The sequence below is a fragment of the Chelatococcus composti genome, assembly GCF_014201415.1.
Taxonomy (GTDB): domain Bacteria; phylum Pseudomonadota; class Alphaproteobacteria; order Rhizobiales; family Beijerinckiaceae; genus Chelatococcus_A; species Chelatococcus_A composti.
In genome coordinates this window covers 135,792-159,191 of record NZ_JACHEH010000001.1, presented here as the reverse complement: position 1 = coordinate 159,191, position 23,400 = coordinate 135,792, and the positions used below count along the sequence as shown (strand labels likewise).

Annotated in this window: 28 protein-coding genes; 18 read left to right on the top strand and 10 right to left on the bottom strand. The window is 69.2% G+C overall.

The features are described 5' to 3' along the window. The first annotated feature begins 86 nt into the window (after nt 1–86). A complete protein-coding gene (locus tag HNQ73_RS00820; RefSeq protein ID WP_183331313.1) occupies nt 87–932 on the top strand; it encodes a MipA/OmpV family protein in 846 nt (281 codons plus the stop codon). Nucleotides 933–960: 28 nt separating this feature from the next. Here HNQ73_RS00820 and HNQ73_RS00815 read toward each other — a convergent pair whose 3' ends face one another. Beyond that, on the bottom strand, nt 961–1,419 hold the full coding sequence (locus HNQ73_RS00815) for an iron-sulfur cluster assembly scaffold protein (RefSeq protein WP_183331311.1): 459 nt from the start codon (nt 1,417–1,419) through the stop codon (nt 961–963). Between the two features lie 183 nt (nt 1,420–1,602). Here HNQ73_RS00815 and folE point away from each other — a divergent pair, with 183 nt between their 5' ends. The 3 genes from folE (at nt 1,603) to HNQ73_RS00800 (ending at nt 3,823) form a co-directional block, all read left to right on the top strand. Further along, complete coding sequence (folE, locus tag HNQ73_RS00810) at nt 1,603–2,256, top strand: GTP cyclohydrolase I FolE (protein ID WP_183331309.1); 654 nt, start codon at nt 1,603–1,605, stop codon at nt 2,254–2,256. Between the two features lie 33 nt (nt 2,257–2,289). Then, the gene (hisI, locus tag HNQ73_RS00805; RefSeq protein WP_183331307.1) at nt 2,290–2,715 is read left to right on the top strand and encodes a phosphoribosyl-AMP cyclohydrolase; all 426 of its coding nucleotides are present in this window, start codon (nt 2,290–2,292) and stop codon (nt 2,713–2,715) included. A gap of 124 nt (nt 2,716–2,839) precedes the next feature. Beyond that, nucleotides 2,840–3,823, top strand: coding sequence for a patatin-like phospholipase family protein (locus HNQ73_RS00800; protein WP_183331305.1), 984 nt, complete (start codon nt 2,840–2,842; stop codon nt 3,821–3,823). A 9-nt stretch (nt 3,824–3,832) separates the two neighbouring features. Here the strand turns inward: HNQ73_RS00800 and HNQ73_RS00795 are convergent, their stop codons facing one another. Both HNQ73_RS00795 and HNQ73_RS00790 read right to left on the bottom strand, forming a co-directional pair. Next, nucleotides 3,833–4,264, bottom strand: a complete 432-nt coding sequence (locus HNQ73_RS00795) for a CBS domain-containing protein (protein ID WP_183331303.1) — start codon at nt 4,262–4,264, stop codon at nt 3,833–3,835. A gap of 142 nt (nt 4,265–4,406) precedes the next feature. After that, nucleotides 4,407–5,213, bottom strand: a complete 807-nt coding sequence (locus tag HNQ73_RS00790) for a rhomboid family intramembrane serine protease (protein ID WP_183331301.1) — start codon at nt 5,211–5,213, stop codon at nt 4,407–4,409. Nucleotides 5,214–5,685: 472 nt separating this feature from the next. Between HNQ73_RS00790 and HNQ73_RS00785 the strand changes: the two genes are divergently transcribed. The 5 genes from HNQ73_RS00785 to recQ all read left to right on the top strand — a co-directional run bounded on the left by HNQ73_RS00785 (nt 5,686) and on the right by recQ (nt 10,648). Next, a complete protein-coding gene (locus tag HNQ73_RS00785) occupies nt 5,686–6,258 on the top strand; it encodes a PAS domain-containing protein (RefSeq protein ID WP_183331299.1) in 573 nt (190 codons plus the stop codon). Nucleotides 6,259–6,405: 147 nt separating this feature from the next. After that, nucleotides 6,406–7,026: a PilZ domain-containing protein gene (locus HNQ73_RS00780; RefSeq protein ID WP_183331297.1), complete on the top strand. Its 621-nt coding sequence runs from the start codon at nt 6,406–6,408 to the stop codon at nt 7,024–7,026. Between the two features lie 302 nt (nt 7,027–7,328). After that, nucleotides 7,329–7,943, top strand: coding sequence for a transglutaminase-like cysteine peptidase (locus tag HNQ73_RS00775; RefSeq protein ID WP_183331295.1), 615 nt, complete (start codon nt 7,329–7,331; stop codon nt 7,941–7,943). A gap of 143 nt (nt 7,944–8,086) precedes the next feature. Then, nucleotides 8,087–8,752 (top strand): transglutaminase-like cysteine peptidase, encoded by a 666-nt coding sequence (locus tag HNQ73_RS00770; RefSeq protein ID WP_183331293.1) that lies wholly within the window; start codon nt 8,087–8,089, stop codon nt 8,750–8,752. Between the two features lie 84 nt (nt 8,753–8,836). After that, nucleotides 8,837–10,648 (top strand): DNA helicase RecQ, encoded by a 1,812-nt coding sequence (recQ, locus tag HNQ73_RS00765; RefSeq protein ID WP_183331291.1) that lies wholly within the window; start codon nt 8,837–8,839, stop codon nt 10,646–10,648. Nucleotides 10,649–10,652: 4 nt separating this feature from the next. On the opposite strand, the gene HNQ73_RS00760 is transcribed toward recQ, so the two are convergent. After that, complete coding sequence (locus HNQ73_RS00760; RefSeq protein WP_183331289.1) at nt 10,653–11,183, bottom strand: gamma carbonic anhydrase family protein; 531 nt, start codon at nt 11,181–11,183, stop codon at nt 10,653–10,655. A 173-nt stretch (nt 11,184–11,356) separates the two neighbouring features. Here HNQ73_RS00760 and HNQ73_RS00755 point away from each other — a divergent pair, with 173 nt between their 5' ends. After that, entirely contained in the window at nt 11,357–12,040 is a 684-nt protein-coding gene (locus HNQ73_RS00755; protein ID WP_183331287.1) for a hypothetical protein, read from the top strand. Between the two features lie 65 nt (nt 12,041–12,105). Here the strand turns inward: HNQ73_RS00755 and HNQ73_RS00750 are convergent, their stop codons facing one another. Together HNQ73_RS00750 and cysE are read right to left on the bottom strand one after the other, a co-directional pair. Beyond that, nucleotides 12,106–12,318 carry a DUF3126 family protein gene (locus HNQ73_RS00750; protein ID WP_183331285.1) on the bottom strand — a complete coding sequence of 71 codons (213 nt, stop codon included), beginning with the start codon at nt 12,316–12,318 and terminating at the stop codon, nt 12,106–12,108. Between the two features lie 81 nt (nt 12,319–12,399). Next, nucleotides 12,400–13,239 (bottom strand): serine O-acetyltransferase, encoded by an 840-nt coding sequence (gene cysE, locus HNQ73_RS00745; RefSeq protein ID WP_183331283.1) that lies wholly within the window; start codon nt 13,237–13,239, stop codon nt 12,400–12,402. Nucleotides 13,240–13,469: 230 nt separating this feature from the next. Here cysE and HNQ73_RS00740 point away from each other — a divergent pair, with 230 nt between their 5' ends. Both HNQ73_RS00740 and HNQ73_RS00735 read left to right on the top strand, forming a co-directional pair. Then, nucleotides 13,470–14,270 carry an enoyl-CoA hydratase gene (locus HNQ73_RS00740; protein ID WP_183331281.1) on the top strand — a complete coding sequence of 267 codons (801 nt, stop codon included), beginning with the start codon at nt 13,470–13,472 and terminating at the stop codon, nt 14,268–14,270. 10 nt (nt 14,271–14,280) lie between these two features. Continuing rightward, complete coding sequence (locus tag HNQ73_RS00735) at nt 14,281–14,715, top strand: NUDIX hydrolase (RefSeq protein ID WP_183331279.1); 435 nt, start codon at nt 14,281–14,283, stop codon at nt 14,713–14,715. Between the two features lie 147 nt (nt 14,716–14,862). Here the strand turns inward: HNQ73_RS00735 and HNQ73_RS00730 are convergent, their stop codons facing one another. Next, nucleotides 14,863–15,633, bottom strand: a complete 771-nt coding sequence (locus HNQ73_RS00730; RefSeq protein ID WP_183331277.1) for an alpha/beta fold hydrolase — start codon at nt 15,631–15,633, stop codon at nt 14,863–14,865. 212 nt (nt 15,634–15,845) lie between these two features. Here HNQ73_RS00730 and HNQ73_RS00725 point away from each other — a divergent pair, with 212 nt between their 5' ends. Continuing rightward, complete coding sequence (locus tag HNQ73_RS00725; protein WP_183331275.1) at nt 15,846–16,100, top strand: zinc-finger domain-containing protein; 255 nt, start codon at nt 15,846–15,848, stop codon at nt 16,098–16,100. Nucleotides 16,101–16,118: 18 nt separating this feature from the next. Then, nucleotides 16,119–17,339 carry an FAD-dependent oxidoreductase gene (locus tag HNQ73_RS00720; protein ID WP_183331273.1) on the top strand — a complete coding sequence of 407 codons (1,221 nt, stop codon included), beginning with the start codon at nt 16,119–16,121 and terminating at the stop codon, nt 17,337–17,339. 4 nt (nt 17,340–17,343) lie between these two features. Here the strand turns inward: HNQ73_RS00720 and msrA are convergent, their stop codons facing one another. Further along, nucleotides 17,344–17,967 carry a peptide-methionine (S)-S-oxide reductase MsrA gene (gene msrA / locus HNQ73_RS00715; protein ID WP_183331271.1) on the bottom strand — a complete coding sequence of 208 codons (624 nt, stop codon included), beginning with the start codon at nt 17,965–17,967 and terminating at the stop codon, nt 17,344–17,346. A 33-nt stretch (nt 17,968–18,000) separates the two neighbouring features. Continuing rightward, nucleotides 18,001–18,489, bottom strand: coding sequence for a peptide-methionine (R)-S-oxide reductase MsrB (msrB, locus tag HNQ73_RS00710; protein WP_373284842.1), 489 nt, complete (start codon nt 18,487–18,489; stop codon nt 18,001–18,003). A 206-nt stretch (nt 18,490–18,695) separates the two neighbouring features. Here msrB and acuR point away from each other — a divergent pair, with 206 nt between their 5' ends. Genes acuR through HNQ73_RS00695 form a run of 3 tightly spaced genes read left to right on the top strand, consistent with a single transcriptional unit; the run spans nt 18,696 to nt 20,943 of the window. After that, nucleotides 18,696–19,385: an acrylate utilization transcriptional regulator AcuR gene (acuR, locus tag HNQ73_RS00705; RefSeq protein WP_183331267.1), complete on the top strand. Its 690-nt coding sequence runs from the start codon at nt 18,696–18,698 to the stop codon at nt 19,383–19,385. Next, complete coding sequence (gene acuI, locus HNQ73_RS00700; protein ID WP_183331265.1) at nt 19,367–20,350, top strand: acrylyl-CoA reductase (NADPH); 984 nt, start codon at nt 19,367–19,369, stop codon at nt 20,348–20,350. Before acuR ends, acuI begins: the two co-directional genes overlap by 19 nt. A gap of 17 nt (nt 20,351–20,367) precedes the next feature. Next, nucleotides 20,368–20,943: a peroxidase-related enzyme gene (locus HNQ73_RS00695; protein ID WP_183331263.1), complete on the top strand. Its 576-nt coding sequence runs from the start codon at nt 20,368–20,370 to the stop codon at nt 20,941–20,943. A gap of 411 nt (nt 20,944–21,354) precedes the next feature. Here the strand turns inward: HNQ73_RS00695 and cobD are convergent, their stop codons facing one another. Next, a complete protein-coding gene (cobD, locus tag HNQ73_RS00690) occupies nt 21,355–22,398 on the bottom strand; it encodes a threonine-phosphate decarboxylase CobD (RefSeq protein WP_244649823.1) in 1,044 nt (347 codons plus the stop codon). A 19-nt stretch (nt 22,399–22,417) separates the two neighbouring features. Between cobD and cbiB the strand changes: the two genes are divergently transcribed. Beyond that, nucleotides 22,418–23,398, top strand: coding sequence for an adenosylcobinamide-phosphate synthase CbiB (gene cbiB, locus HNQ73_RS00685; RefSeq protein WP_183331261.1), 981 nt, complete (start codon nt 22,418–22,420; stop codon nt 23,396–23,398). Nucleotides 23,399–23,400: the final 2 nt, after the last annotated feature.

Here is a 23,400-nt window from a genome sequence, read left to right as displayed (position 1 = left end):
GCCAATACGCACGTTTCGCGCATTTCCTGCCACGAAACGTTAACTGCGCTGAGCGAGAGTGCCGGCATTGGTTCAGGAGTAGCACATTGTCTGGCAACCGCGTCGCTTTTGCCGTCACTCTGGCCGCCTCGGCCTTCGGCATTCTCGCCTCGTCCTCCGTTGCCTTCGCACAATCGTCTCGGCCCTATGAGACGAGCTTCGCCGGCGTGCCGGTCGGCCCGAACGACTGGATTCTCACGGTCAAGGGCAATGCCCAGATCACGCCGATGTTCGAGGGATCGGACAAGACGAGCTTCGTCATCTTCCCCTCCTTCACGCTCCGCCGCGCCACCGAACCCAGGCGTTTCGCGGCGCCGGACGACGGGGTGAGCCTCACTTTCTACGGCAACCCGGTCGTGAGCTTCGGCGTCGTCGCTGCCTACCAGGGCGGTCGCTATTACCAAGACGACCGGCGGCTCTTCGGCCTGTCGAAGATCAACTGGACCATCGAGCCCGGCGTCTTCGTCGAACTGTGGCCGACCGAGCAGCTGCGCGGCCGTTTCGAGATCCGCCACGGCCTCAACGGCAGCGGATTCACCGCCGGCCTCGCCCTCGACTGGGTGGAGCGCGTCGGCCGCTTCACCGTCTCGGGCGGTCCGCGCGCCGTCCTCGCCGACAGCGACTACATGGACAAATACTACAGCGTGTCGCCCTATGAGGCCGCCATCAACGGCCGCGTCCTGCCCTTCAAGGCCAAGGGCGGCGTCCGCTCGGTTGGCGCGGCTGCCGCGATCTCCTATGACTGGAGTGACGAGTGGAACACCACTCTCTTCGGTCGCTACGACTACCTGACGGGCGACGCGGGCAAGAGCCCGATCGTGCGCGCCTTCGGCTCGCGCAACCAGTTCAGCGTCGGCCTCACCGCCGCCTACTCGTTCAAGACGACCTGGTAAGCCGGGTGCCGCATTCCTGCCGGGGCCATCAGGCCCCGGCCGCAGGCTCCTCCATCTGCGCCTGCAGGGCCTTGTCCACCGCCTCGACCACCGCGTCAAAGGTCAGCAGCGTCGAGGCATGGCGAGCCTTGTACTCCCGCACCGGCTCGAGCACGGCCAGCTCCGCCCAGCGCCCGCCCGGCGGCGGGCCGCCCTCCTTCAGCATCCGGCGCATCGTCTCGCGCAGCTCGCGCAGCTCCGTGAGATCCGCCCCGATGACGTTGCGTGCCATGATGGACGACGAGGCCTGGCCGAGGGCGCAGGCCTTCACGTCGTGGGCGAAGTCGCTGACGCGCCCGCGCTCATCCAGCATCACGTCAACCGTCACCGTCGACCCGCACAGCCTGGAATGGGCGGTGGCGCTGCCTTGCGGCGCCGGAAGCCGCCCGAGCCGCGGAATATCCGCAGCCAGTTCCAGGATGCGCCTGTTGTAGATATCCGAGAGCATATCCGCTCCAAACTGACGGATTTGGGTTCCATCCGTGCCGGCCCCCTATATAAGGCCCGACGAGTGGATTCAAAAGCAGGCCCGCCCCGAACGGGCCGGCGTGGGAAGCGGCGAAGCCGGTGACGGCCGGGCGGCGGGAAGGCCCTTCGGCCTTCAGGGCCATTGCCGTTTCGGGAGGCCGGAATGAAGAGCGCCGGAAATTCCTCGCCCGCGGCCGCCGCCGGCGGCTGCGACGACTTCACAGCCGCTGCCCGCCCGAGCCGCGCCGAGGCCGAGGCGGCCGTGCGCACACTCATCCGCTGGGCCGGCGACGACCCGGACCGCGAGGGTCTCGCCGGAACACCCGAACGCGTCGTGGCCGCCTTCGAGGAGTTCTATGCCGGCTACCGGGAGAACCCGGCTGATCTCATCGGCTGCACCTTCGCCGATGCGGCCGGCTATGACGACATGGTGCTGGTGCGTGACATCCCCTTCCATTCCCACTGCGAGCATCACATGGTGCCCTTCTTCGGTCGCGCGCATGTCGCCTACTACCCCGCAGGCGGCGTGATCGGCCTGTCGAGGTTCGCAAGGCTGGTCGATGCCTTCGCCAGGCGCCTGCAGACGCAGGAGCGCCTCACGGCACAGATCGCCGATGCCATCGAGACGCACCTTCGCCCGCGCGGCACAGCGGTCATGATCGAGGCCGAGCACATGTGCATGTCGATGCGCGGCGTGCAGAAACAGGGCTCCCTGACCATCACGACCCGCTTCGGCGGAGTCTTCCACGACAATCCCGCCGAACAGGCTCGCTTCTTCGCGCAGCTGCGCTGCGGCCGCGACCGGGCGGCGGGCTAAATCCGGCACGCGGATCCGAACCGAGGACGCCATATGTGCGAACGCTGTGACTTTATCGCCGCGCGCGGCAGCAAGGCCGAGGTCGAGGAAGGCGACCGGCTGATGCCCGCCTTCGATGCCAACGGCCTCATGACCTGCGTCACCACAGATGCGGACACCGGCGAGGTGCTCATGGTCGCGCACATGAATGCCGAGGCCCTCGCCCGCACGATCGAGACCGGGGAAGCCTGGTACTGGTCGCGCTCGCGCGCCTGCCTCTGGCACAAGGGCGACACCTCCGGCCAGATCCAGACCGTGGTGGAGATGCGCATCGACTGCGACCAGGACGCGATCGTGCTCAAGGTCAGGGTCGGTGGCGACGGCGGCTGCTGCCACACCGGGCGCCGGTCCTGCTTCTACCGGCGCGTCATCACCGAGCCGGACGGCCGCGGACGCCTCGCCCTCGACACCGCGCAGTGACAGAACGGCGCCGACGCCGCTGGATGGACGGCGGGCGCCACGCGGGTGTCACAAGCCTCTTTCATTCATCCGGAGGCAACTTCATCCTGTCAGGCGGCGTTGACCTCCTGCGGAGGGAGACCGGATGTTCAAGGACCTCGCGACAGGGCCCGTCGTGCCCGAACCGGTTCCCGTCCGGAAACGGCGTCCGTTCGGTGTCGCGCTCGGCGGCGGGGCCGCACGCGGCTGGGCGCACATCGGCGTCATGCGCGTGCTGGCGCGGGAGGGGCTCGTCCCCGACGTCATTGCCGGCACGTCCATCGGCGCCGTTGTCGGCGGCTGCTTCGCCAGCGGCAAGCTGGACGAACTCGAGGACTTTGCGCGCTCGTTGACCAGGCGGCGCGTCATGGGGTTGATGGATTTCCATCTCAATGGCTCGGGCCTCATCGCCGGCCAGCGCCTGAAGCGCATGCTCGCGCATCACCTTGGCGACGTCCGCATCGAGGCCCTCGCGCCGCGCTTCGTCGCCATCGCCACCGAGCTCGGCAGCGGCCACGAGATCTGGCTGACGCGCGGCTCCCTCACCGAGGCCCTGCGCGCCTCCTATGCCCTGCCCGGCATCTTCGACGCGGTGCGTGTCGGCGGCCGCTGGCTGATGGACGGCGCTCTCGTCAACCCCATTCCCGTGACGGCGGCGCGCGCCCTTGGCGCCGAGATCGTGCTGTGCGTCAACCTCAACGGTGCTGATACGCGCGGCCGCGGCGCTGTCATCCCGGCACACGGCGCAGACGAGGATTCCGTCGAGGACGAGCTTCAGACCGCCCGCGGCCTCTTCTCGCCCGTGCGCGGGGCTGCGATGCGCATGCGCCAGTTCGGCCGTCGCGCCGACGGCGCTCCGGGTATCGGCGCCGTGATGGTCGACGCCTTCAACATCACCCAGGACCGCATCGCCCGCTCGCGCCTCGCCGGCGACCCGCCGGACGTGATGGTGGCGCCGCGCCTCGGTCGCATGGGACTGTTCGACTTCCACCGCGCCGACGAGGCCATCGCGCTTGGCATGGAAGCGGCCGAGCGCGCCCTGGACGAGCTGCGCGAGATGCTGGAGCTCCCTGTGGCCGAGCGAGGCTGAGCCCGCCGTTCAGGCCATGGCGATGTATTCGCGCATGGCCTTGTGCTCGGCCTCGATCTCCGCCACCCGGTACTTGACCACGTCGCCGATGGAGACGAGGCCGGCGAGCTTGCCGTCCTCCACCACCGGCAGGTGGCGGAACTTGCCCTCGGTCATTATGCCCATGATGTCGGTGATGGCCGAGGCGCTCGTGCAGGTCACCACCTTCTCGGTCATGTGCTGGCTGACGCTCTCCTGGAGGGCGGCGGGTCCACCCTTGGCGATCTCGCGGACGATGTCGCGCTCCGAGAGGATGCCCAGCACCTTGCCGCCCGCGTTCACCACGACGACTGCGCCAATGCGGCGCTCGGCGAGGAGTTGGGCCGCCTCCATGAGCGTCTTGGTCGGAGGAATAGTCACGACGTTGCGGCCCTTGGCCGCCAGGATCTGCGCAACGGTCATCAGCTCCTCCATGCCGGATCGCGGCGCCGGACCCGTGCCATCGCAACGGCATCTGACGCCAGCGGTTCACCAGCCCCTTTCCCCAGCCCCCTTTCCATAGTGCTGGCGCTGGCCGGCAAGCGCAAGGCAAGGCACTGGCCGCTCAGTCCGCGCCGTCGCGCGGATGCGCCCGGTCAAAGAGCGGAAAGAGCAGCAGGCCGGCCACGAAGCCGCCGATGTGCGCCTCCCAGGCAATGCCGCCCTCGGCCAGACCGAGCGGCAGGGCCGTGACGCCAAAGGCCAGATTGATGGCGAACCAGACTGCGACGAAGGCGAGTGCCCGGCGGTTCCGCACGAGCTGGCCCAGGCTCTCCGCCGGCATGCGGTCGGCACTGAGATCGATGCCGAACAGGTGGCCCCAGTCCGGCCGGAAGACGAAGCGCGCCGCAGCCGCCATGACGCCAGAGATGGCGCCCGAGGCGCCGATCATCGGCACCACGTCGAACGGCCGGCTGGCGAGATGGGCGAGCGCCCCGGCAACGGAGCAGACGAGACACAGGACGAGGAAGCGCGCCGCCCCGAAACGCCGCGCGACAGCACTGCCGAAGGCGAGCAGCCACATGGCATTGGCGCCGAGATGCGCCCACGAGCCGTGGAGGACGGCATAGGTGACGAGTGTCCACGGCGCCGCGCCGTCGCCCAGTACGAGCTGGGCGAACATCTGCCAGTAGCCGCCATCCGGCCCGGCCGACGCCCGCTCCACGATGGCGTCGATGCTCTCGAAGCCAAGCCCGGCAAGCAGACGCGCCGGGATGAAGCCGAAGTCGATGAGGATGCGGAAGTCAGTCTCCGCACTGATGACGGAGCGCAGGATGTGGATGGCGACGATAACGGCGATCGCGCCCACGACGACCGACGGTGCGTTGAACATCGGCTCGCGCGAGGGACCGGAGGAAGGCTGGTGCGACATGGGCTCCGAGATCAGGCATCGACATAGGCACGACGCCCGCTTCGGCCGTCGCTGCGGCAACAGGCATCACTTTGCCTGCCGCGTCAATCCGTGAGCCCGCAGACGGTCCGCAACAGGAAGGGGAGAGGCATGGCGCCCCTCCCCCGCCGGCGGCATCCTGTGCCAAGCCGTGGCGCGTGGCCCGGCTGCTCGTTCGACGTTCCCTGCAGGCAGGGCCCGAAGGCCCCGGCCGTATGCACAAAGCATGGCGCGCCCGCCCCGCTGCGGCAACAGGCAAGACAAAATTAACCCTAACGAACGGTAAACGGTGCCAGCCCCTCCCCATCGGTGGCACGGCTGCTGCATTCTCAAAGATGTGATGCCCGCGACTGTGTCGGATTGGGAGGGAACGGCCCGTGCGTGCCACGTGTCCCCCTTCTCCTGCCGGTACGTCGCGCGGCTGCGCACGGGGCCGGGACGATCACGCATCAAAATGAAACATGTAACGAGCCGCGCACTCTACGATTACTGGAACCGCCTGCGCGGGGAGCGGGCGGCGCCCGAGCGCGGAGAGATCGCACCCGGCGAGATACGCCACATCCTCAGCGACACCTTCATCCTGGAACTCGACGGGGACGAGCCCCGCTTCCGCCTGGCTGGCGCGCGGCTGTGCACCCTCGTGGGGGAAGACCTTAAGGGGCGCCCCTTCGCCGCGCTGTGGCGGGGCGAAAGCCTCCACGAGTGCCGGCGCGCGGTGTCCCTCGTGCTCGACAACCAGGCGGGCCTCGTCGCCGGCGCGGAGGCGCGACCGTCCCAGGGCACAGCGGGCGAGCCGTTCGACCTCGAGCTCCTGCTCCTGCCGCTGCGCTATCGCGGCAAGACGCACGCCCGCATGCTCGGCGCGCTATCGCCCGCGGCGGCGCCGGCGTGGCTCGGTCTTGCCCCGCTTGCCCCCCTCACCTTCACCTCCGCGCGCGTCCTGTGGCCGGAAGGGCCGGAACGCCACGCCGTCGCCGGTGCCGACCGGCGCGGCCATTTCATGGTCTTCCGCGGCGGCCGCAGCTGATCGCCCCGCCGGGGAGCGGCGAGAAAGGTCCGCGCAAGGCACAGGCGCATCACTGTCCGAGGTTCGGGAGCTTCATGGATCGCTGGGGATCAAGTATCAATTGGCCTTGTCCCACAGTCGATTCTCGGCAGATCGGTTTTCGACACGATGGCGCGGCCTATTTCACCGACGACTGTTGCCCTGTACGCCAACCAGGAGGATCGCCGCCTCTATCAGCGCGTGCAGATCAAGCTCGTCGGCCGCTACATGCTGCCTGACAAACAGGAATATCCCTGCCAGACGATCGACATGTCGCCGGGGGGCGTCAGCCTCGTGGCCCCGGCATCGGGCGCCATCGGCGACCGGGTCATCATTTACCTGGAGCAGGTCGGCCGCCTCGAGGGCGAGATCACGCGCCACATGGACAACGGCTTTGCGGTGCGCCTCTCCATCTCGCCGCACAAGCGCGAGAAGCTCGCGACGCAGCTGATGTGGCTGGCGCATCGCGACGAGCTTGGCCTGCCCGAGGACCGGCGCCACGAGCGCATCGTGCCGAACAAGCAGCTCACGACGATGACCATCGCCGGCGGCGAGCCACAGATGGCACGCATCATCGACATCTCGCGCTCCGGCGCCGCCGTTTCCTCCTCTGCCGCGCCGCCGATGGGAACGCTGGTCACACTCGGCCGCACCGCGGGCCGCGTCACGCGCCATTTCAAGGGCGGCTTCGCCGTCGAGTTCCTGACCCCCCTGCCGGAACGCGACTTCGACGAGACAATCGAACTCTGACGGCGACGACCGTTACCGTCCCCGCCGCGGCACCGGGCGATATCCTCGCGCGGCGATGTTTTCTGCGCCCGGCGAGTCTCGTCAGCCATGAAACGCTGCGCGCGGGCCGACCCGTCGATGATCCGTCAGCGTCACCGGCGCGTAGGCGGTTTCGCTAAAATACGAAGCAATCACATTCAGTGTTATTTTACTTAACAATTCATCCGTTAATAGCCGGTATATCCATCAAATTACGCTGATTTTATTCAACGTGGATGGATTTGACTGTCCTATGATGCCTCCCGACGAATTGGGAGGCGATAATGAAAAATCCGATCGTCGCATTGCTCTTCATCCTTGCCGGCACCCTGGCGTCGGGCGGCGCTTCGGCCTATGGGGCGCGGCCGCACCCGACACCGGCGGCGACGGCGCACGGTCTTGCCCGTGCCCCGTCGGGCTGGCTGCAGTTCTGCAGCGCGCGGCCGGCCGATTGCGCCGTCGACCCTCAGGAAGAGGCGCTGATCCGGCTTGACGCCCGCCGCTGGCGGCTACTCACCGCCATCAACCGCAAGGTCAACAGCGCCATCATGCCGCAGACCGACGAGGAACAGTGGGGCGTCATCGAAAGCTGGGACTATCCGGACAGCGGCAAGGGCGATTGCGAGGACTACGCCCTGCTCAAGCGCCGCCTGCTGGTTGAGGCCGGGCTGCCCCGGCGGGCGTTACGCCTCGCCGTCGTCCTCGACGAGAACGGCGAGGGCCATGCCGTCCTCATGGTGCGCACGGACCGGGGCGACCTCATCCTCGACAACAAGCGCGATGCCGTCCTGCCCTGGCTCGCCACGGGCTACGTCTTCGTGAAACGGGAGAGCCAGGACTTCGCCGGCTGGGTCTCCCTCGGCCACCGCGGCGGCGACATGACGGCGAGCCCACACTGAGCGGGCCGCCGGCAACGCTTGCCCGCAGACCACAATCATGAACAAACGTTAACCTTGTCGCGACGTTGACGCGCGCGCCGCCTTGCGGCATGACCCCCGCCTGTGAAAAGGTAAACGAAATCTTAACGGGTTTGGGGCGGTCGATGGGTTCGCGTACCTCCGTCATTCTGGCGCTTGCAGGCCTGTGCCTCGCTTCGATGGCCACGGTGGCTGAGGCCGAAACGCGCAAGACGGCTTCCGTCTCCGCCGCGCGCAGGCTCGAGGTCAACCTGCCCGACGCTTCCTCCGCCATCGAGCGCGCCGCGGCCCGCCCGCCGGTCGGCTGGCTCGCCTTCTGCCGCACGAACTGGAGTGAATGCACCGACGACGGCAAGGGCCCCAGCGTCATCGACCTCGACAGGGCGGGCTGGCACGACATTGTCCGCATCAACCTCGACGTGAACCGCTCCATCACGCCCGTCACCGACATGGAGCACTGGGGCGTCGAGGAATCCTGGGACCTGCCGTCCGATGGCAAGGGCGACTGCGAGGACTACGTGCTGCTGAAGCGCAAGCTCCTCATCGAGCGGGGTTTCCCTGCCCGGGCCCTGCTGATCACCGTCGTGCGCGACGAGGCGGGCGACGGCCATGCCGTGCTCACGGTCCGCACCACCCGCGGCGACTTCATCCTCGACAACAAGCGCGACACCATCCTCTCGTGGACGGCGACGGGCTATCGCTTCATCAAGCGGCAGTCGCAGCAAGACACGATGCAGTGGGTCGCCCTCGGCCAGCCCGACGCCGGCACGGTCACGGCCGCGGCGCGCTGACGCGGCCGAAGCTCCGGCGGCGACGTGCGCCGCCGGGCAAATTGGGCTAGCAAGGCACTCCCCTTCGCACCAGCGACTCGCGCCTTGTCAGCCCATCCGCTCGATATTCTCAGGACAGTCTACGGCTATGGTGCCTTCCGCGGGCGCCAGGCGGAGATCATCGACCACGTGATCGCCGGCCGGCACGCCTTTGTCCTGATGCCGACGGGGGGCGGCAAGTCGCTGTGCTACCAGATCCCGGCGCTGGTCCGCCCCGGCACCGGCCTCGTTGTGTCACCCCTCATCGCCCTGATGGAGGACCAGGTGGCGACGCTGCGCCAGGCCGGCATGCGCGCAGCCGCGCTCAACTCCCGCATCGGAGGCGCCGAGCGGGACGAGATCTGGCGGCAGATGCGGCGCGGCGAGATCGACCTCGTCTACATGGCGCCGGAAACCCTGCTCAGACCCGAGACGCTGGAGCGGCTGAAATCCGTCCGCCTCTCCGTCATCGCCATCGACGAGGCCCACTGCCTGTCCCAGTGGGGGCACGACTTCCGGCCCGAGTACCGGGGGCTCGACGTGCTCGTCGAACTCTTCCCGGACGTGCCGCGCATGGCGCTGACCGCGACGGCGGATGCGCCGACGCGCGAGGAGATCGTTGCCCATCTCGCCATCGGCGCCGAAAACAGCTTCATCGCCGGGTTCGACCGGCCCAATATCCGCTACGGCGTCGCCGAGAAGCAGAGCCAGACCCAGCAGATGCTGCGCTTCCTCAACGCCCGCAAGGGCGAGAGCGGCATTGTCTACTGCCTGTCAAAACGCAAGACGGAGGAAGTGGCCGCGACGCTCAACGCCCACGGCTTTTCCGCCCTCGCCTACCACGCCGGCATGGACATGGCGGCGCGGGAGGCGAACCAGCGCCGCTTCCAGCACGGCGAGGGCCTGGTCATGGTCGCCACCATCGCCTTCGGCATGGGCATCGACAAGCCGGACGTGCGCTTCGTGCTGCATGTCGACCTGCCGGCCAGCATCGAGGCCTATTACCAGGAGACCGGCCGCGCCGGCCGCGACGGCCTGCCGGCCGAGACACTGATGCTCTATGGCGCCGAGGACATCGCGCTGCGCCGCCGCTTCATCGACGAATCCGATGCTCCCGCGGAGCGCAAGCGCATGGAGCACCGCAAGCTCGATGCGCTGCTGGGCTTCGCCGAATCCTGCCAGTGCCGCCGCCAGGTACTGCTGCGCTACTTCGGCGACGATTGCCCGCCCTGTGGCAATTGCGACGTCTGCCTCGACCCGCCGGAGACCTTCGACGGCACCATCGCCGCCCAGAAACTGCTCTCATGCATCCATCGCACGGGCGGTCGCTACGGCCAGGGCCATGTGATCTCCGTGCTCCTGGGCGAGGAAGACGAGCGCATCGCGCAGCTCGGACACGACAAGCTCTCCACCTACGGCATCGGCCGGGAGTTCGACCGCGCCCAGTGGCGCTCCATCGTCCGTCAGCTCGTCGCCCACGGGCTCGTGACGGTGGATGTCGCCGGGCACGGCGGCCTGTCCATCTCCGCCAAGGGGGCGAGCTTTCTGCGCGAGCGCTCCTCCATCATGCTGCGGGCGCTGAAGAAGCCGGCGCACGGCGGCCGCAGGGCGGCGCGCCGGCAGGCGGCGGAGGCGCTGCCGCAGGGGGACCGGGAGCTCTTCGAGAAGCTGCGCGCGCGGCGCCTCGAGCTGGCGAAAGAGCAGAACGTGCCGCCCTACGTCATCTTCCACGACCGCACGCTGCAGGAAATGGCGGCCCGCGCTCCGCGCACCCGCCGGGATCTCGCGGCCATCTCCGGCGTCGGCGAGTCCAAGCTCGCCCGCTATGCCGAGGCCTTTCTCGCGGTCATTGCGGCGCATGCGGACGGCGCGCGCTGAAGGCTCAGTCGATCCGCTTCAGCCCCGCGGCGAAGCGGCGCCAGTTGCCGACATAGCCCATGGCCGACAGCTTGAGCCCGGCGAGCGCCTTCTCGTCGAGGGCGCGTACCGCGCGGGCCGGCGCCCCGACGATGAGCGAGCCGTCGGGAAACTCCTTACCTTCAGTGACGAGCGCATTGGCGCCCACGAGGCAGTTGTTGCCGATGCGCGCGCCGTTGAGCACGGTGGCGCCCATGCCAATGAGGGTCGAGGCGCCGATCTGGCAGCCGTGCAGGATGGCATGGTGGCCGATGGTGCAGTCCGGCCCCACGGTGAGCGGAAAGCCCATGTCCGTGTGCAGCATGGCGCCTTCCTGGATGTTGGTGCGGTCGCCGATGTCGATAAGCTCGTTGTCGCCGCGCAGCACGGCGCCGAACCAGACGCCGACCTCGTCACCCAGCCGCACGCGGCCGATGACATGCGCGTCAGGCGCAATCCAGTAGCGGTCGGCAGGGGGCAGTTCGGGCCTGAGGTCACCAAGGGCATAGACGGGCATCGGGATCTCCACGGGTCGATCGCGCCCCAAGGAGGGCGCGCCGCAGGCCGTCCGTCAAGCCCGTCCGTGACGCCCGGAGGGGGCCCCGTCCCCTTGCGTGGTTTACGCGGCCTTAGCCAAGATAATGCAATTTGCCTCGCACCGCGTCCGGCGGTTTGGAGTCCACGTCGATCATGGTCTTTGCAGCGGAAAGGCTCTTTTCTGTCGCCCGGCGCCCTCCGGTCCTGCTGCGGCTGTCGCTCGCCGCGGCCGCTGCCGGTGCCGCTGTTCTGGCCGGCGTCTCCCTCCTGCGCCCCGCCGCTTCGCCGCACAAGCCCACGCCCGCGCGCATCGACTATGAGCTTGCCGGTCACATCCTGAGGGTGCCGGCAGCCTGGCTGCGCGAGACGATGGACCCGGCAGGTGGCCCGGTGCAGCGACTCGACCTCGCCATTCCCTGGCCGCACGCGGCAGGTGGCAGCGAGAAAGAGATCGTGGCCGTCACGCTCGTTCCGGCAGATGCGGCACTCGACCCGGTCGAGCGCCCGGCGAAGCTCTACATGCGCTTCCTCGCGCCCGAGAGCTGGCCTGCGCCTGGCGGCCTCGTGCTGCGTCGCTTCCGCGCCGGCTCGCCCTATGAGGGCGAGGAGCTCTATCTCACCCCGCCCGACGGGCGGCGCTTCTTTGCCCGTTGCGCGCGTCCGGCCGCTAGCGATGTCGTGGCGCCGCTATGCACGACGGTGATGCGCCTCGCGGGCATCGATGTGGTGCTGCGCTTCGGCCCGGAGCGGCTCGCGGACTGGCCGCGCCTGCGCTCGGGCGCGGAACGGCTCATGCAGCTCATGGCCCCGCCGGACGAGCCGACGCAGGCGCAGTGACGGCACACAACGAAAAGGGCCCGCCTGTTTCCGGGCGCGCCCTCGCCAATCCCTGGCTCGCCGGCTCAGTCCTCGAGATCGGAGTCGAGGATCGCCATCTGGAAGCTGTAGGACTTGTCGCCGTCCTCGTCGTCCAGGAAGAGCACACCGATGAACTCTTCCCCGATGTAGACCTCCGCCGAGTCCGTCTTGCGCGGGCGCGCGACGACACGGATGCTGGCATTGGCGAAGGTGCGGCGCAGAAACCGCTCGACTTTGGCAAGTTCGTTCTTGTCCATGGCGCCGCCTCTCTTTTCGGGTCCGTCAGAAGGGCCCCTCGCTTGCCACGGAACACGGCCCACGGGCAAGAGCGAACCCCCTCAATCCCCCAACTTCTCCGCGAGGAGCTGGTCCATGGTGCGCGCCGGCTCCGCACAGCCGGCCGTGCCGACCACCCGCGCCGGCACGCCCGCGACCGTGGAGTTGCGCGGCACCGGGTGCAGCACGACCGAGCCAGCCGCCACGCGGGCGCACCGCCCGACCTCAATGTTGCCGAGGATCTTGGCGCCGGCGCCGATCAGCACCCCCTGGCGAATCTTGGGATGCCTGTCGCCGCGCTCCTTGCCCGTGCCGCCCAGGGTAACCCCCTGGAGAATCGAGACGTTGTCCTCGATCACGGCCGTCTGGCCCACGACGAGCCCCGTCGCGTGGTCGAGAAAGATGCCCTTGCCGATGCGCGCCGCCGGGTTGATGTCCGTCTGGAACACCTCGGACGAGCGGCTCTGCAGATAAAGCGCGAAGTCGCGCCGGCCCTGCTGCCACAGCCAGTGGGCGAGACGATGCGTCTGGATGGCGTGGAAGCCCTTGAAATAGAGCACCGGCTCGATGAGTCGCGTGCAAGCCGGGTCGCGATCAGCTACGGCCACGATGTCGGCCCGGAAGGCCTCGCCAATCTCGGGCGAATGGGCGATGGCCGCATTGAACGCCTGGCGGATCAGTTCGCTCGAGACCACGTCGTGGTCGAGCCGCGAGGCGACGCGATGGATGATGGCGGACTCGAGCGTGTCATGGTTGAGGATGGTGGCGATGACGAAACCGGCGAGCTCCGGCTCGCGCGCCACCACCGCCTCGGCCTCCTCGCGCACGCGCGTCCACACGGGGTCGACCGCCTCGAGCCCGTGGCGCCTGCGTTCGCTCACTTTCGTCTGACCGGGGGCCATCGATCGTCTCCTCGTGCTGTGCGCCCACGGCGGACATTCGGCCCCACCGCAAGGTGCGCCTAAGTTAGGGCGCGATGGCCTGCACGCCAAGAGGGCACACGAAAAGATGCCGAGGCAAGCGCCCCCCAGGCAACTGCCGCCGTCGGGGGCGGGTCGCAGGGCGCGGGAAAGGCCGTATATGATCGCCCAGTCGCGCCGAGTCGGCGCGATCCGCGAGCCGGGACCCGCCGATGCCCTCCTCTTCCGCGGCCCACAGTCTGCGCCTTTCCGTCGCCTCCGGCGTCGCGACGCTGACCATCGACAACGAGGCGCGCCGCAACGCCATCGATTTCGCGACCTGGCGTGCCTTTCCCGAGGTCATGGCAGCCCTCGGCGCCGACGAAAAGGTGCGCGTCGTCGTCATCCGCGGCGCGGGCGATGTCGCCTTCACGGCCGGTGCCGACATCGGCGAGTTCGGCTCGCTCCGGGCGAGCCCCGAGGGCGGGCGGGCCTACGAGGCGGCCAACCTCGCCGCCTTCGAGGCCGTCGCCGCCTGCCCGAAGCCGGTCCTCGCCATGATCCGGGGCTTCTGCCTCGGCGGCGGGCTCGGCATCGCCCTCGCCTGCGACCTGCGCATCGCCGCCGACGACGCCGTCTTCGCCATTCCCGCCGCGCGCCTCGGCGTCGGCTATCCGCCGGCGGGCATGGCCATGATCGTGGCCGCCATCGGCGCGGCCGCCGCCAAGGACCTCATCTTCACCGCCCGTCGTGTCGATGCTGCCGAGGCGCTCGCCCTCGGCCTCGTGCAGCAGGTGGTACCGGCCGCAGACCTCCAGCGCGCCACGGCCGACCTGGCCGCCACCATTGCCGCCAATGCGCCGCTGACCATCCGCGCCGCCAAGGCGGCCATCGCCACTGCCGCCGGCCTGCCCGGCGCGGCCGGCCCGGACGAGCTTCAGGCCCTCGCCGATGCCTGCTTCGCCAGCGCAGACTATGCGGAAGGCTGCGCCGCCTTTCTCGGCAAGCGCCAGCCCCGCTTCACGGGACGGTGAGGAGCGGACGATGACGGAGCGCAGGCGTCTCACGATCGCCGTTGCGGCGATTCAGGACGAAAAGGGTCGCCTCCTCGTGGTGCGCAAGCACGGCAGCGACACCTTTATCCAGCCCGGGGGCAAGATCGAGGAAGGAGAGGCGCCCGAGGCCGCCCTCGCGCGGGAGCTCACAGAAGAGCTCGGCGTCGCACCCGAGGCCGGCACGCTGCGCCCGCTCGGCGTCTTCACCGCCCCCGCTGCCAACGAGCCCGACACCGACGTGCTCGCCCATGTCTTCACCGCACGCCTCGCCGGTACGCCCCGCGCAGCGGCCGAGATCGCCGAACTGGCGTGGCTGCCCCTGCACGAGGCCGACCGCTGGCGCCTCGCCAGGCTCATCCGCGACGCGGTGCTGCCGCTGCTGGCGAAAACGATTCCGGCACAAGGCCTTGGCACCGCCCGCTGAATCACTTTCGCAGCGGCGGGAGGGCCAGTTGAATCGGTTTCTCAACCGACGGAATCGTCAGGCAGATTCGCTGAATCGATTTCTCAAGGACCGGAATCGCCGCCTGAACTTCCACCGCCAAGCGATTCTGGCGACTCGGCTTTCCCCTCACGCCCCGTCCTGCTCGGCCAGGAAGGCGACGACCCCCTGCTTGTGCACCTTGTCCCCCACGGCGAGGTTGTGGTCGCGGCCGGGAATGTCGAGCGCCCGCCCCCGCGGCAGGAGCGCGGCGAGCTCGTGCGGCGAGCCAGCGATGGGATCGTGCGTGCCGACGGCGACGAGCACGGGCAGGGTGATGGACATTACCTCCTCCCGGGTCAGTGTCTGCCGCGAGCCACGGATGCAGGCGGCGAGCGCCCTGAGGTCGCTCTTCGTCTGCTCGGCAAAGGCGCGGAACATGCGCTGCATCGGGTCCGTCAGCACATCGAGAGACGGGGCCTCCATCGCATCGGCGATGCCGAGCGGCAGCCCGACGCCTTCGACGAGATGGATGCCGAGACCGCCGAGAACGGCCGAGCGCACGCGCTCCGGATGGCGCAGGGCAAGATGGGCGGTGATGCGGGCGCCCATCGAATAGCCGATGACATCCGCCTCGGCGAGGTCGAGGCGATCCATCAGCCGCCGCACATCCTCGGCCATGACATGCGAGTGGTAAGCCTCGGGCTCATAAAGCTTCTCGCTCTGCCCGTGGCCGCGGTTGTCGAGCGCAATGACGCGCCGCCCGGCGCGCGCCAGGGTAGTCGTCCACAGCGTGTTCGCCCAGTTGACCGCATGGTTTGAGGCGAAGCCGTGCACCAGGATGACGGGGCGCCCCTCCCCCTCGTGCGCGGGAATATCGACATAGGCGAGGCGGACGCCGTCGGAACTGAAGAAGTGCATGTCTCTCTCGCTCGTGCGGCCCAACGGGTAAGGGCTGCGGGTTTCCATCGGGTGAACGCATGCCGCCGCCGGCCGCAGGCGCGCCTACGCCGGATGCGTCATAGGTTATTCATTTGTCGCAGGCTGCAAGCGAAAAACCGGTCTCCACTTTTTCGCGCCATGGTCTATGGTGCGCCCCAAATCGCTGATCCGCCAAGATGAGGTCAACGGCAATGGCCGCGAAATCCGTCCCGCACTTCCACAACGACACGGGCGTCGACGTCATCAACGTGGGCGTGCACGAGTTCATGTGCATCGGGGCCAAGCCGCCCTTCGACCATCCCCACGTCTTCCTCGACATGGGCGACGAGAGCGAGATCATTTGCCCCTACTGCTCCACGCTCTACCGCTACAAGCCGACGCTCGCGGCCGACGAGAGCGAGCCCGCCGACTGCCTGTGGCATGCGGAGGCCGCAACGGCCGCGTGAGGCCGGCGGAGTTCCACCATGCCTGATAGCGCGCCATCGGCCGTCGTCGTCGGCGCCGGTATCGGCGGTCTGACCACGGCACTCCTTCTCGCCCGTCAGGGCCGGTCCGTTACGCTTTTCGAACGGCGCACTGCCCTCGACGAGGCCGGCGCAGGCATCCAGCTTTCACCCAACGCGAGCCGCGTGCTCGTGGCGCTCGGCCTCGGTCCGGCACTCGCGCGCCATGCGGTGACGCCGGACGAGCTCGTCGTCCGCTCGCTGTCGTCCGGCCGCCGGCTTGCGGGGATGCCGCTCGGCGAGACCATGCGTGCACGGTTCGGGGCGCCCTACTGGGTGATCCACCGGGCCGACCTGCACACGTTGCTGCTGGACGCGGCCAGGGCAGAGCCCAACATCCGCATTTCCATCGGGCGCAAGGTCACCGCCGTCGCGGTCGAGGGCGCCCGGGCCCGGCTCAGCGTCGAGACCGCCGGCGGCGCCACCGAGGAGCGCGAGGCAGGCCTCGTCGTGGGTGCGGACGGCCTCTGGTCCGCCCTGCGCCCGGCGCTCGGCGATACCCGCAAGCCCGTCTACCGAGGCTATGCCGCCTGGCGCACGACCGTCCCGGCCGCCGAGGTGCCGGACGAGATGGCCGGCAACATCACGGGCCTGTGGCTCGGTCGCGGCATGCACCTCGTTCACTATCCGGTCTGCCGCGGTCGCCTCGTCAACATTGTCCTCGTCGCGCGGGCGGAAGGCTCGGTGAATGTCTGGAACAGCAAGGCCGAGCAGGCGGATGTCGCGCGGCATCTCGCCCAGGCCCTGCCCGCGCTGCGCACGCTGGCCGACAGGCCGCTCGACTGGCGCGTGTGGTCGCTGTTCGACCTGCCGCCGCCGCGCCCGTGGGGGCGCGGGCCGGTGACGCTTCTCGGCGACGCCGCCCATCCGGTGCTGCCCTTCCTCGCCCAGGGCGGCGCGCTCGCCATCGAGGATGCGGCGGTCCTCGCCGATGCGCTGGCCGGCGAGCCGCATGACGTGCCTTCTGCCCTGCGCGCCTACGAGGCAGCGCGGAGGCCGCGGGCCTTGCGCGTGCAGCAGGCGGCGCGGGAGAACGGCCGCATCTACCACATGGCCGCCCCCTTCTCGCTGGTGCGCAACCTCGTCATGGCGCGTACGAGCGGCGAGGCGATGCTGGCGCGATATGCCTGGCTTTACGGCTGGCAGCCGCCACAGCACGAGGCAAGGCGCAACGCGGCCTGACCCATCAGGAGGCCGGGCCCCAAACCTCCTCGAGGCGCCGGTCGCGGCCGCAGGCGAAGCGATAGTATTTATATTTCGCCGGGTTCTTGCGGTAATAGTTCTGGTGGTAGTCCTCGGCCGGATAGAAGGTCGCGGCCGGCAGGATCTCGGTGACGACGCGCTGCTTCAGCCGCGCGCTAACCGCCTTGAGTGAGGCCTCGGCCGCCTGGCGCTGCTCGGGCGTGGCCACGAAGATGGCCGACGTGTACTGGTCGCCCTTGTCGCAGAACTGGCCCCTGGCGTCGTGCGGATCGATGTTGCGCCAGAAGATGGCAAGCAGCTGCTCGTAGGTGACGCGCGCGGGGTCGTAGACCACCTTCACCGCCTCCTTGTGGCCGGTCCGCCCGGAGGAAACCTCGTTGTAGGTGGGATTCTGGGTCCGCCCGCCCGTATAGCCGGAGATGGTCGCAATCACGCCCGGCACAGCGTCGAAGGGCGGCTCCATGCACCAGAAGCAGCCACCGGCGAAAATCGCGCTCGCCTTGCCCTCCCCCTCCTTGCCCTCCCCCTCCTGGGCGCCGGCCGGCGCCCCGCCGCCGAGGACGAGAACGCAGCCGAGGAGCAAGGAGCCGAGGGTGAAGGCGCGCATGGTGGGTCTCCGCCGCATCGGGAACACTCGAGCCTATGACGGCGTGAACGTCATGGCGACGCCATTCATGCAATAACGCAGGCCCGTCGGGAGCGGGCCGTCGTCAAAGACGTGGCCGAGATGGCCGCCGCAGCGGCTGCAATGGACTTCGGTGCGCGTCATGAAGAAGCTGCGATCCTCCGACGTGCCGACGGCCCCGGCGATGGGGGCATAGAAGCTCGGCCAGCCCGTGCCGCTATCGAACTTCGTCGAGGACGAGAAAACCGGCTGGCCACAGCCTGCGCAATGATAGATGCCGGCGCGCTTCTCGCTGTTGAGGGGGCTCGTCCCGGCCCGCTCCGTGCCGTGCTTGCGCAGGACGTTGTACTGGGCCGGCGTGCGCGCCGCCCGCCACTCCTCGTCGCTCTTCTCGACAGGAAAGCGCCCCGCCGCCTTCGCCTCCTGCCGGGAGCCGAACAGGCGGCCAACCGCAGCCGCGCCCGCGGCCAGCGCGCCGCCTCCCAGAATGGTCCTGCGGCTCATCATCGTCCTCGCCCAGGTTCCGGCCGGCCCGCGCAGAGCAAGGCAGCCGCTGTCGGATCGTTCGGCAGCAGGATAGGCCGGCGGGTACGGGCCGGGTGTCACGAAGGCGCGATGTCACGCCCGTGTGAGGCCGGGCATTCGCGCGACGTTAGGGAAACAGCTCCGCGCGATTGCATTTTGCAAGACGATCGGTCTAAAAAATATCCATGGGAGAGGAAACGCACAGCACTGGCACGCCGCGCAGGCGCGGCCGCCCGCGGAAGGACCAGAGCCTTCCCGGCTCCCCGCGCATGCTCCTCATCCGGGCCGGCCTTGCGGTGCTGACGGAGAAGGGCTTCAGCGCGGCCGGCCTCGACGAGATCGTTGCCGCCGCCGGCGTGCCGAAGGGCTCCTTCTATCACTACTTCGACAGCAAGGACGCTTTCGGGCTGGCGCTGATCGACGCCTACGCCGACTATTTCGTACGCAAGCTCGACCGCTGCTTCGAGAACGAGGCACGCCCGCCGCTGATGCGGCTCAGGGACTTCTTGGACGATGCCAGGGCGGGCATGGCGCGCCACGGCTATCGCAGGGGGTGCCTCATCGGCAATCTCGGCCAGGAGATGAACGTGCTGCCGGAGCCGTTCCGCGAGCGGCTCGCCGCCGTGTTCCGGGACTGGGAGGCGCGCACCGCCCGGTGCCTGCGGGCCGCGCGGGCCGCAGGCGAGATCGCGGCGGACCTCGACTGCGACCGTATCGCGAAATTCTTCTGGATCGGCTGGGAAGGCGCGGTGCTGCGTGCCAAGCTGGAGCGCAGTCCGGCTCCGCTCGACGCGTTTTTCGAGGGCTTCCTCGCTCTCCTGCATATGGGATCCACAGTTTCCGGGAGGCAGCCGGCATGTTCAGGGCAGTTCTGATCGACAAGGACGACAACGGCCAGCGCGTCGCGCTCACCACGCTCGACGAGGGCCAGCTCCCGGAGGGCGACGTCACCGTCCGCATCGCGTGCTCGACGCTGAACTACAAAGATGCGCTCGCCATCACCGGCAAGGCGCCGGTCGTGAGGAAATTCCCCATGGTGCCGGGCATCGACTTCGCCGGTGTCGTGGAGCGCTCCGACCACCCCGGCTTCCGGGCGGGTGACAAGGTCGTGCTGAACGGCTGGGGCGTGGGCGAGGTCCACTGGGGCGGGCTCGCGGAGCTCGCGCGGGTGAAGGGCGAATGGCTCCTCCCGCTCGAGCCGGCCTTCACCATGCAGCAGGCCATGAGCATCGGCACCGCCGGCTACACCGCCATGCTGTGTGTGATGGCGCTTGAGCGGCACGGCGTGCGGCCCGAGAGCGGCGAGGTTCTGGTAACCGGCGCCGCCGGCGGTGTTGGGAGCGTCGCGGTCGCGGTGCTCGCCAGGCTGGGCTACGAGGTGGCCGCCGTGACCGGTCGTGTCGAGGAGGCGGACTATCTCACCCGGCTGGGCGCGCGGCGCATCCTGCCGCGGTCGGAATTCAGCGAGCCGGGCAAGCCGCTCGCCAAGGAGCGCTGGGCTGGTGCCGTCGACGTCGTGGGCGGGCAAGTGCTCGCCAACGTCTGTGCGTCGGTGAAGTACCGGGGCGCCGTCGCGGCCTGCGGCCTCGCCGGCGGCTTGGCCTTTCCCGCCACGGTGGCGCCGTTCATCCTGCGTGGCGTCACCCTCGCCGGCATCGACAGCGTCATGTGCCCGCTGGAGGAGCGGCGCGAAGCGTGGCGGCGCCTCGGGCAGCATCTCGATCCCGCCCTCCTCGGCGAGATGACGCAGCGCATCGCGCTCGAGGACGCCATCACCGTTTCGGAGCGGCTGATCGCCGGCGCGGTGCGCGGCCGCGTCATCGTACCGATCGACCTGTGACCTGCGGGGAGAACGACGTGAGCAAGAACCAGCCCGCCATCGGCCGCTTCCCCGTCCCCGACATCGCGACCCTGCCGGACGATATCCGCGCACGCATCCTCGCCGTGCAGGAAAAGGCCGGCTTCGTCCCCAACGTCTTTCTGGTGCTGGCGCACCGGCCCGACGAGTTCCGCGCCTTCTTCGCCTATCACGACGCGCTGATGGAGAGGCCCGGCAACCTGACAAAGGCCGAGCGCGAGATGATCGTGGTGGCAACGAGCAGCCTCAACCAGTGCCAGTACTGCGTCATCGCCCACGGGGCCATCCTGCGGATCCGGGCGAAGAATCCGCTGATCGCCGACCAGGTCGCCGTCAACTACCGCAAGGCCGATATCACGCCGCGCCAGAAGGCGATGCTCGATTTCGCGGTCAAGGTGTCGCAACAGGCCCATGCCGTCGGCGAGAGCGACTTCGAGACGCTGAAGGAGCACGGCTTCACCGAGGAGGACGCCTGGGACATCGCGGCCATCTCCGCCTTTTTCGGGATGTCCAACCGCCTCGCCAACGTGACGAACATGCGCCCCAACGACGAGTTCTACACGATGGGGCGGTGAACGGCCGGCCTCGGGCCTGTCTGCGGTCCCGAGGCCGCTCTGGCACTCCCGGCGAGCCGCGGGTCATGGTGCGGACGACGGGACTCGAACCCGTACTCTCGATGAGAAGCAGATTTTCGTACCACTTCGGCTTTCGCCGCCGCCGCCCGGCGTTCGTGGTCTGGACTGTCCCTTCGCCCTGGCCCGAAGGCTTTAGGCGCCGCCCGTCCAGTCTCTACACCTTCCCCACGCGGGGCTTGGCTCGGGATTGGCCTGGGGCCTTCGCCCGTTAGCGTTCCCCGACTTTGAGCGGTTCTACTCCGCGGGTTTCCCCGCAGGCACTCCAATTGCAAAGTCTGCTGCGTCTACCGATTTCGCCACGTCCGCATGCCATGAGGGTTAGCGTCCGCCGCAGGCACGTGCAAGCCTGGGTCACGGCCGCTGTGCAGCTCTTCGCTGCGGAAACTGTGCAAGGGCGGTGGCGAGGCGCGCCCAGGCCGCCTCGCTCCCCGGCAGGCCGAAGCGCAGGCGCCGCGGCGCATCGTCAAAGCGGCGGACATAGATGCCCCGCGCGCCGAGATGCTCGAACAGCGCCGCGGCACGGCTCGTCTCCACCAGCCTGAAGAGCGGCGTGCCGCCGACCACGGTGAGCTCCGGGCCGGCGAGCAGCACGTCGAGCCGCGCGGCATCACTGGAGAGCCGGTGCCGCATGGCGTCGATCCAGACCCGGTCGCCGAGCGCGGCGATGCCCACGGCGAGCGTGGGCCCCGGCACGGCCCAAGGGCCGAGCTCCTGCCGGATGCGTCCCGCCAGCGTCTCGTCAGCCGTGAGGGCGAAGCCGAGGCGTATGCCCGCAAGACCGTAGATCTTGCCGAAGGAGCGCAGCACGAGGATCGGCGTACCGCTGTCGAGGAGGCCGACGCAGCTGACTTCGGGCATCACGTCGGCGAAGGCCTCGTCGACGATGACGAGCCCGTCCCAGTGGTGCATGCGCCGGGCGAGGGCGAGGATGTCGGCCGATGCCAGCGTGCGCCCGTCCGGGTTGTTGGGATTGACGATGACGGCCACATCCGAGGCGGCAAGATCCTCCACATTCGCAGTCACGCGCACGTCGTGCCCGGCCGCCTGCCACACGGTGACATGCTCCCCGTAGGTCGGGCCGAGGACAGCGACGCGCCCGCGCGGGCGAAGCCGCGGCAAGAGCTGGATGAGCGCCTGGGTGCCGGGCGCCGCGACGCAATGGGCCTGTGGCCGGGCGCCATAGGCCCGCGCCGCCTGCGCCTCGAGGCGCCGCCGCTCGCCCTCGTCCGGCAGACGCGTCCAGCACTCCGGCGGAATCGCCGGCAGCGGGTAAGAATGCGGATTGATGCCCGTCGACAGGTCGAGCCATGGCTCAGGCGCGCCCGGGAAAAACCGGCGCGCCGCGCCAAGGTCCCCGCCGTGCACGATGCCGTCTCGGCCCGCAGGCCGAGCCATGCTATCGGCATGCTCCGTCATGGATCTCACGTTCGCCCTTCCCCTCGCCGCGCTGGCCGTCGCTCTCGAGGCGATTGCCGGCTATCCGCGCGCCGTCTTCCAGGTGGCCGGCCACCCCGTGACCTGGATCGGACTGCTCATCGCACGGCTCGACCGGCATCTCAACAAGGAGCACGAATCATTCACCGCGCGCCGGGTTTGCGGGGTCGCGGCCGTCGTCATCATCATAGCAGCCGCCGTCGTTCCTGCCCTCCTCCTGCAGGATGGACTGCGGAACCTTCCCGCGCCGCTCGCGCTCGTGGCAGTGGCCATCCCGGCCTCGAGCCTCATTGCGCAGCGCAGCCTGCACGAGCACGTCCTCGCCGTCGCCGAGGCGCTGGAGAGCGAGGGACTTTCCGCCGGACGCCGCGCCGTGGCCATGATCGTCGGCCGCAACCCCGAGACGCTCGACGAGGCAGGCGTCTGCCGCGCCGCCATCGAGAGCCTCGCCGAGAACTTTTCCGACGGTATCGTCGCCCCCGTCTTCTGGCTGGCGGTCGCGGGACTGCCCGGAGCGGCGGCCTACAAGGCCGTCAACACCGCCGACAGCATGATCGGCCATCGCACACCGCAGCACGCCGCCTTCGGCTGGGCCGCGGCCCGCCTCGACGATCTCGTCAACCTGCCGGCCTCACGGCTGTCGGCCTTGCTTCTCGTCGCCGCAGCCGCACTGATGCGAGGAGCCGACGCGAAGGCAGCCGTCGCTGCCGTGTGCCGCGATGCCCACCGCCATCGCTCGCCCAACGCCGGCTGGCCGGAAGCCGCCATGGCGGGGGCACTCGGCCTCAGACTCGCCGGCCCACGCGTCTACGGCACGACGCGCGTCGACGACGCCTTCATGGGCAACAGCCGGGCCGAGGCAACCGCCGCCGACATCCGCCGCGCGCTCGCGCTCTTCCGGCGTGCGGCGCTGTTGCAGTGGCTCGTCCTCGTCGCCCTTGCCGCGCTCGTCCTCGCCTGAGG

Excerpts from the sequence above, each read along its gene's own strand:
- HNQ73_RS00780 (WP_183331297.1), top strand. The coding sequence starts at position 6,406 with ATGGCGCGGCCTATTTCACCGACGACTGTTGCCCTGTACGCCAACCAG.
- HNQ73_RS00735 (WP_183331279.1), top strand. The coding sequence starts at position 14,281 with ATGACGGAGCGCAGGCGTCTCACGATCGCCGTTGCGGCGATTCAGGAC.
- HNQ73_RS00720 (WP_183331273.1), top strand. The coding sequence starts at position 16,119 with ATGCCTGATAGCGCGCCATCGGCCGTCGTCGTCGGCGCCGGTATCGGC.
- cysE (WP_183331283.1), bottom strand. The coding sequence starts at position 13,239 with ATGGCCCCCGGTCAGACGAAAGTGAGCGAACGCAGGCGCCACGGGCTC.
- folE (WP_183331309.1), top strand. The coding sequence starts at position 1,603 with ATGAAGAGCGCCGGAAATTCCTCGCCCGCGGCCGCCGCCGGCGGCTGC.
- hisI (WP_183331307.1), top strand. The coding sequence starts at position 2,290 with ATGTGCGAACGCTGTGACTTTATCGCCGCGCGCGGCAGCAAGGCCGAG.
- HNQ73_RS00800 (WP_183331305.1), top strand. The coding sequence starts at position 2,840 with ATGTTCAAGGACCTCGCGACAGGGCCCGTCGTGCCCGAACCGGTTCCC.
- acuR (WP_183331267.1), top strand. The coding sequence starts at position 18,696 with ATGGGAGAGGAAACGCACAGCACTGGCACGCCGCGCAGGCGCGGCCGC.
- HNQ73_RS00725 (WP_183331275.1), top strand. The coding sequence starts at position 15,846 with ATGGCCGCGAAATCCGTCCCGCACTTCCACAACGACACGGGCGTCGAC.
- HNQ73_RS00790 (WP_183331301.1), bottom strand. The coding sequence starts at position 5,213 with ATGTCGCACCAGCCTTCCTCCGGTCCCTCGCGCGAGCCGATGTTCAAC.
- msrB (WP_373284842.1), bottom strand. The coding sequence starts at position 18,489 with ATGAGCCGCAGGACCATTCTGGGAGGCGGCGCGCTGGCCGCGGGCGCG.
- HNQ73_RS00760 (WP_183331289.1), bottom strand. The coding sequence starts at position 11,183 with ATGCCCGTCTATGCCCTTGGTGACCTCAGGCCCGAACTGCCCCCTGCC.
- cbiB (WP_183331261.1), top strand. The coding sequence starts at position 22,418 with ATGGATCTCACGTTCGCCCTTCCCCTCGCCGCGCTGGCCGTCGCTCTC.
- HNQ73_RS00730 (WP_183331277.1), bottom strand. The coding sequence starts at position 15,633 with ATGCACTTCTTCAGTTCCGACGGCGTCCGCCTCGCCTATGTCGATATT.
- HNQ73_RS00785 (WP_183331299.1), top strand. The coding sequence starts at position 5,686 with ATGAAACATGTAACGAGCCGCGCACTCTACGATTACTGGAACCGCCTG.
- HNQ73_RS00740 (WP_183331281.1), top strand. The coding sequence starts at position 13,470 with ATGCCCTCCTCTTCCGCGGCCCACAGTCTGCGCCTTTCCGTCGCCTCC.
- HNQ73_RS00750 (WP_183331285.1), bottom strand. The coding sequence starts at position 12,318 with ATGGACAAGAACGAACTTGCCAAAGTCGAGCGGTTTCTGCGCCGCACC.
- msrA (WP_183331271.1), bottom strand. The coding sequence starts at position 17,967 with ATGCGCGCCTTCACCCTCGGCTCCTTGCTCCTCGGCTGCGTTCTCGTC.
- HNQ73_RS00770 (WP_183331293.1), top strand. The coding sequence starts at position 8,087 with ATGGGTTCGCGTACCTCCGTCATTCTGGCGCTTGCAGGCCTGTGCCTC.
- HNQ73_RS00815 (WP_183331311.1), bottom strand. The coding sequence starts at position 1,419 with ATGCTCTCGGATATCTACAACAGGCGCATCCTGGAACTGGCTGCGGAT.
- acuI (WP_183331265.1), top strand. The coding sequence starts at position 19,367 with ATGTTCAGGGCAGTTCTGATCGACAAGGACGACAACGGCCAGCGCGTC.
- HNQ73_RS00755 (WP_183331287.1), top strand. The coding sequence starts at position 11,357 with ATGGTCTTTGCAGCGGAAAGGCTCTTTTCTGTCGCCCGGCGCCCTCCG.
- HNQ73_RS00795 (WP_183331303.1), bottom strand. The coding sequence starts at position 4,264 with ATGACCGTTGCGCAGATCCTGGCGGCCAAGGGCCGCAACGTCGTGACT.
- HNQ73_RS00775 (WP_183331295.1), top strand. The coding sequence starts at position 7,329 with ATGAAAAATCCGATCGTCGCATTGCTCTTCATCCTTGCCGGCACCCTG.
- cobD (WP_244649823.1), bottom strand. The coding sequence starts at position 22,398 with ATGGCTCGGCCTGCGGGCCGAGACGGCATCGTGCACGGCGGGGACCTT.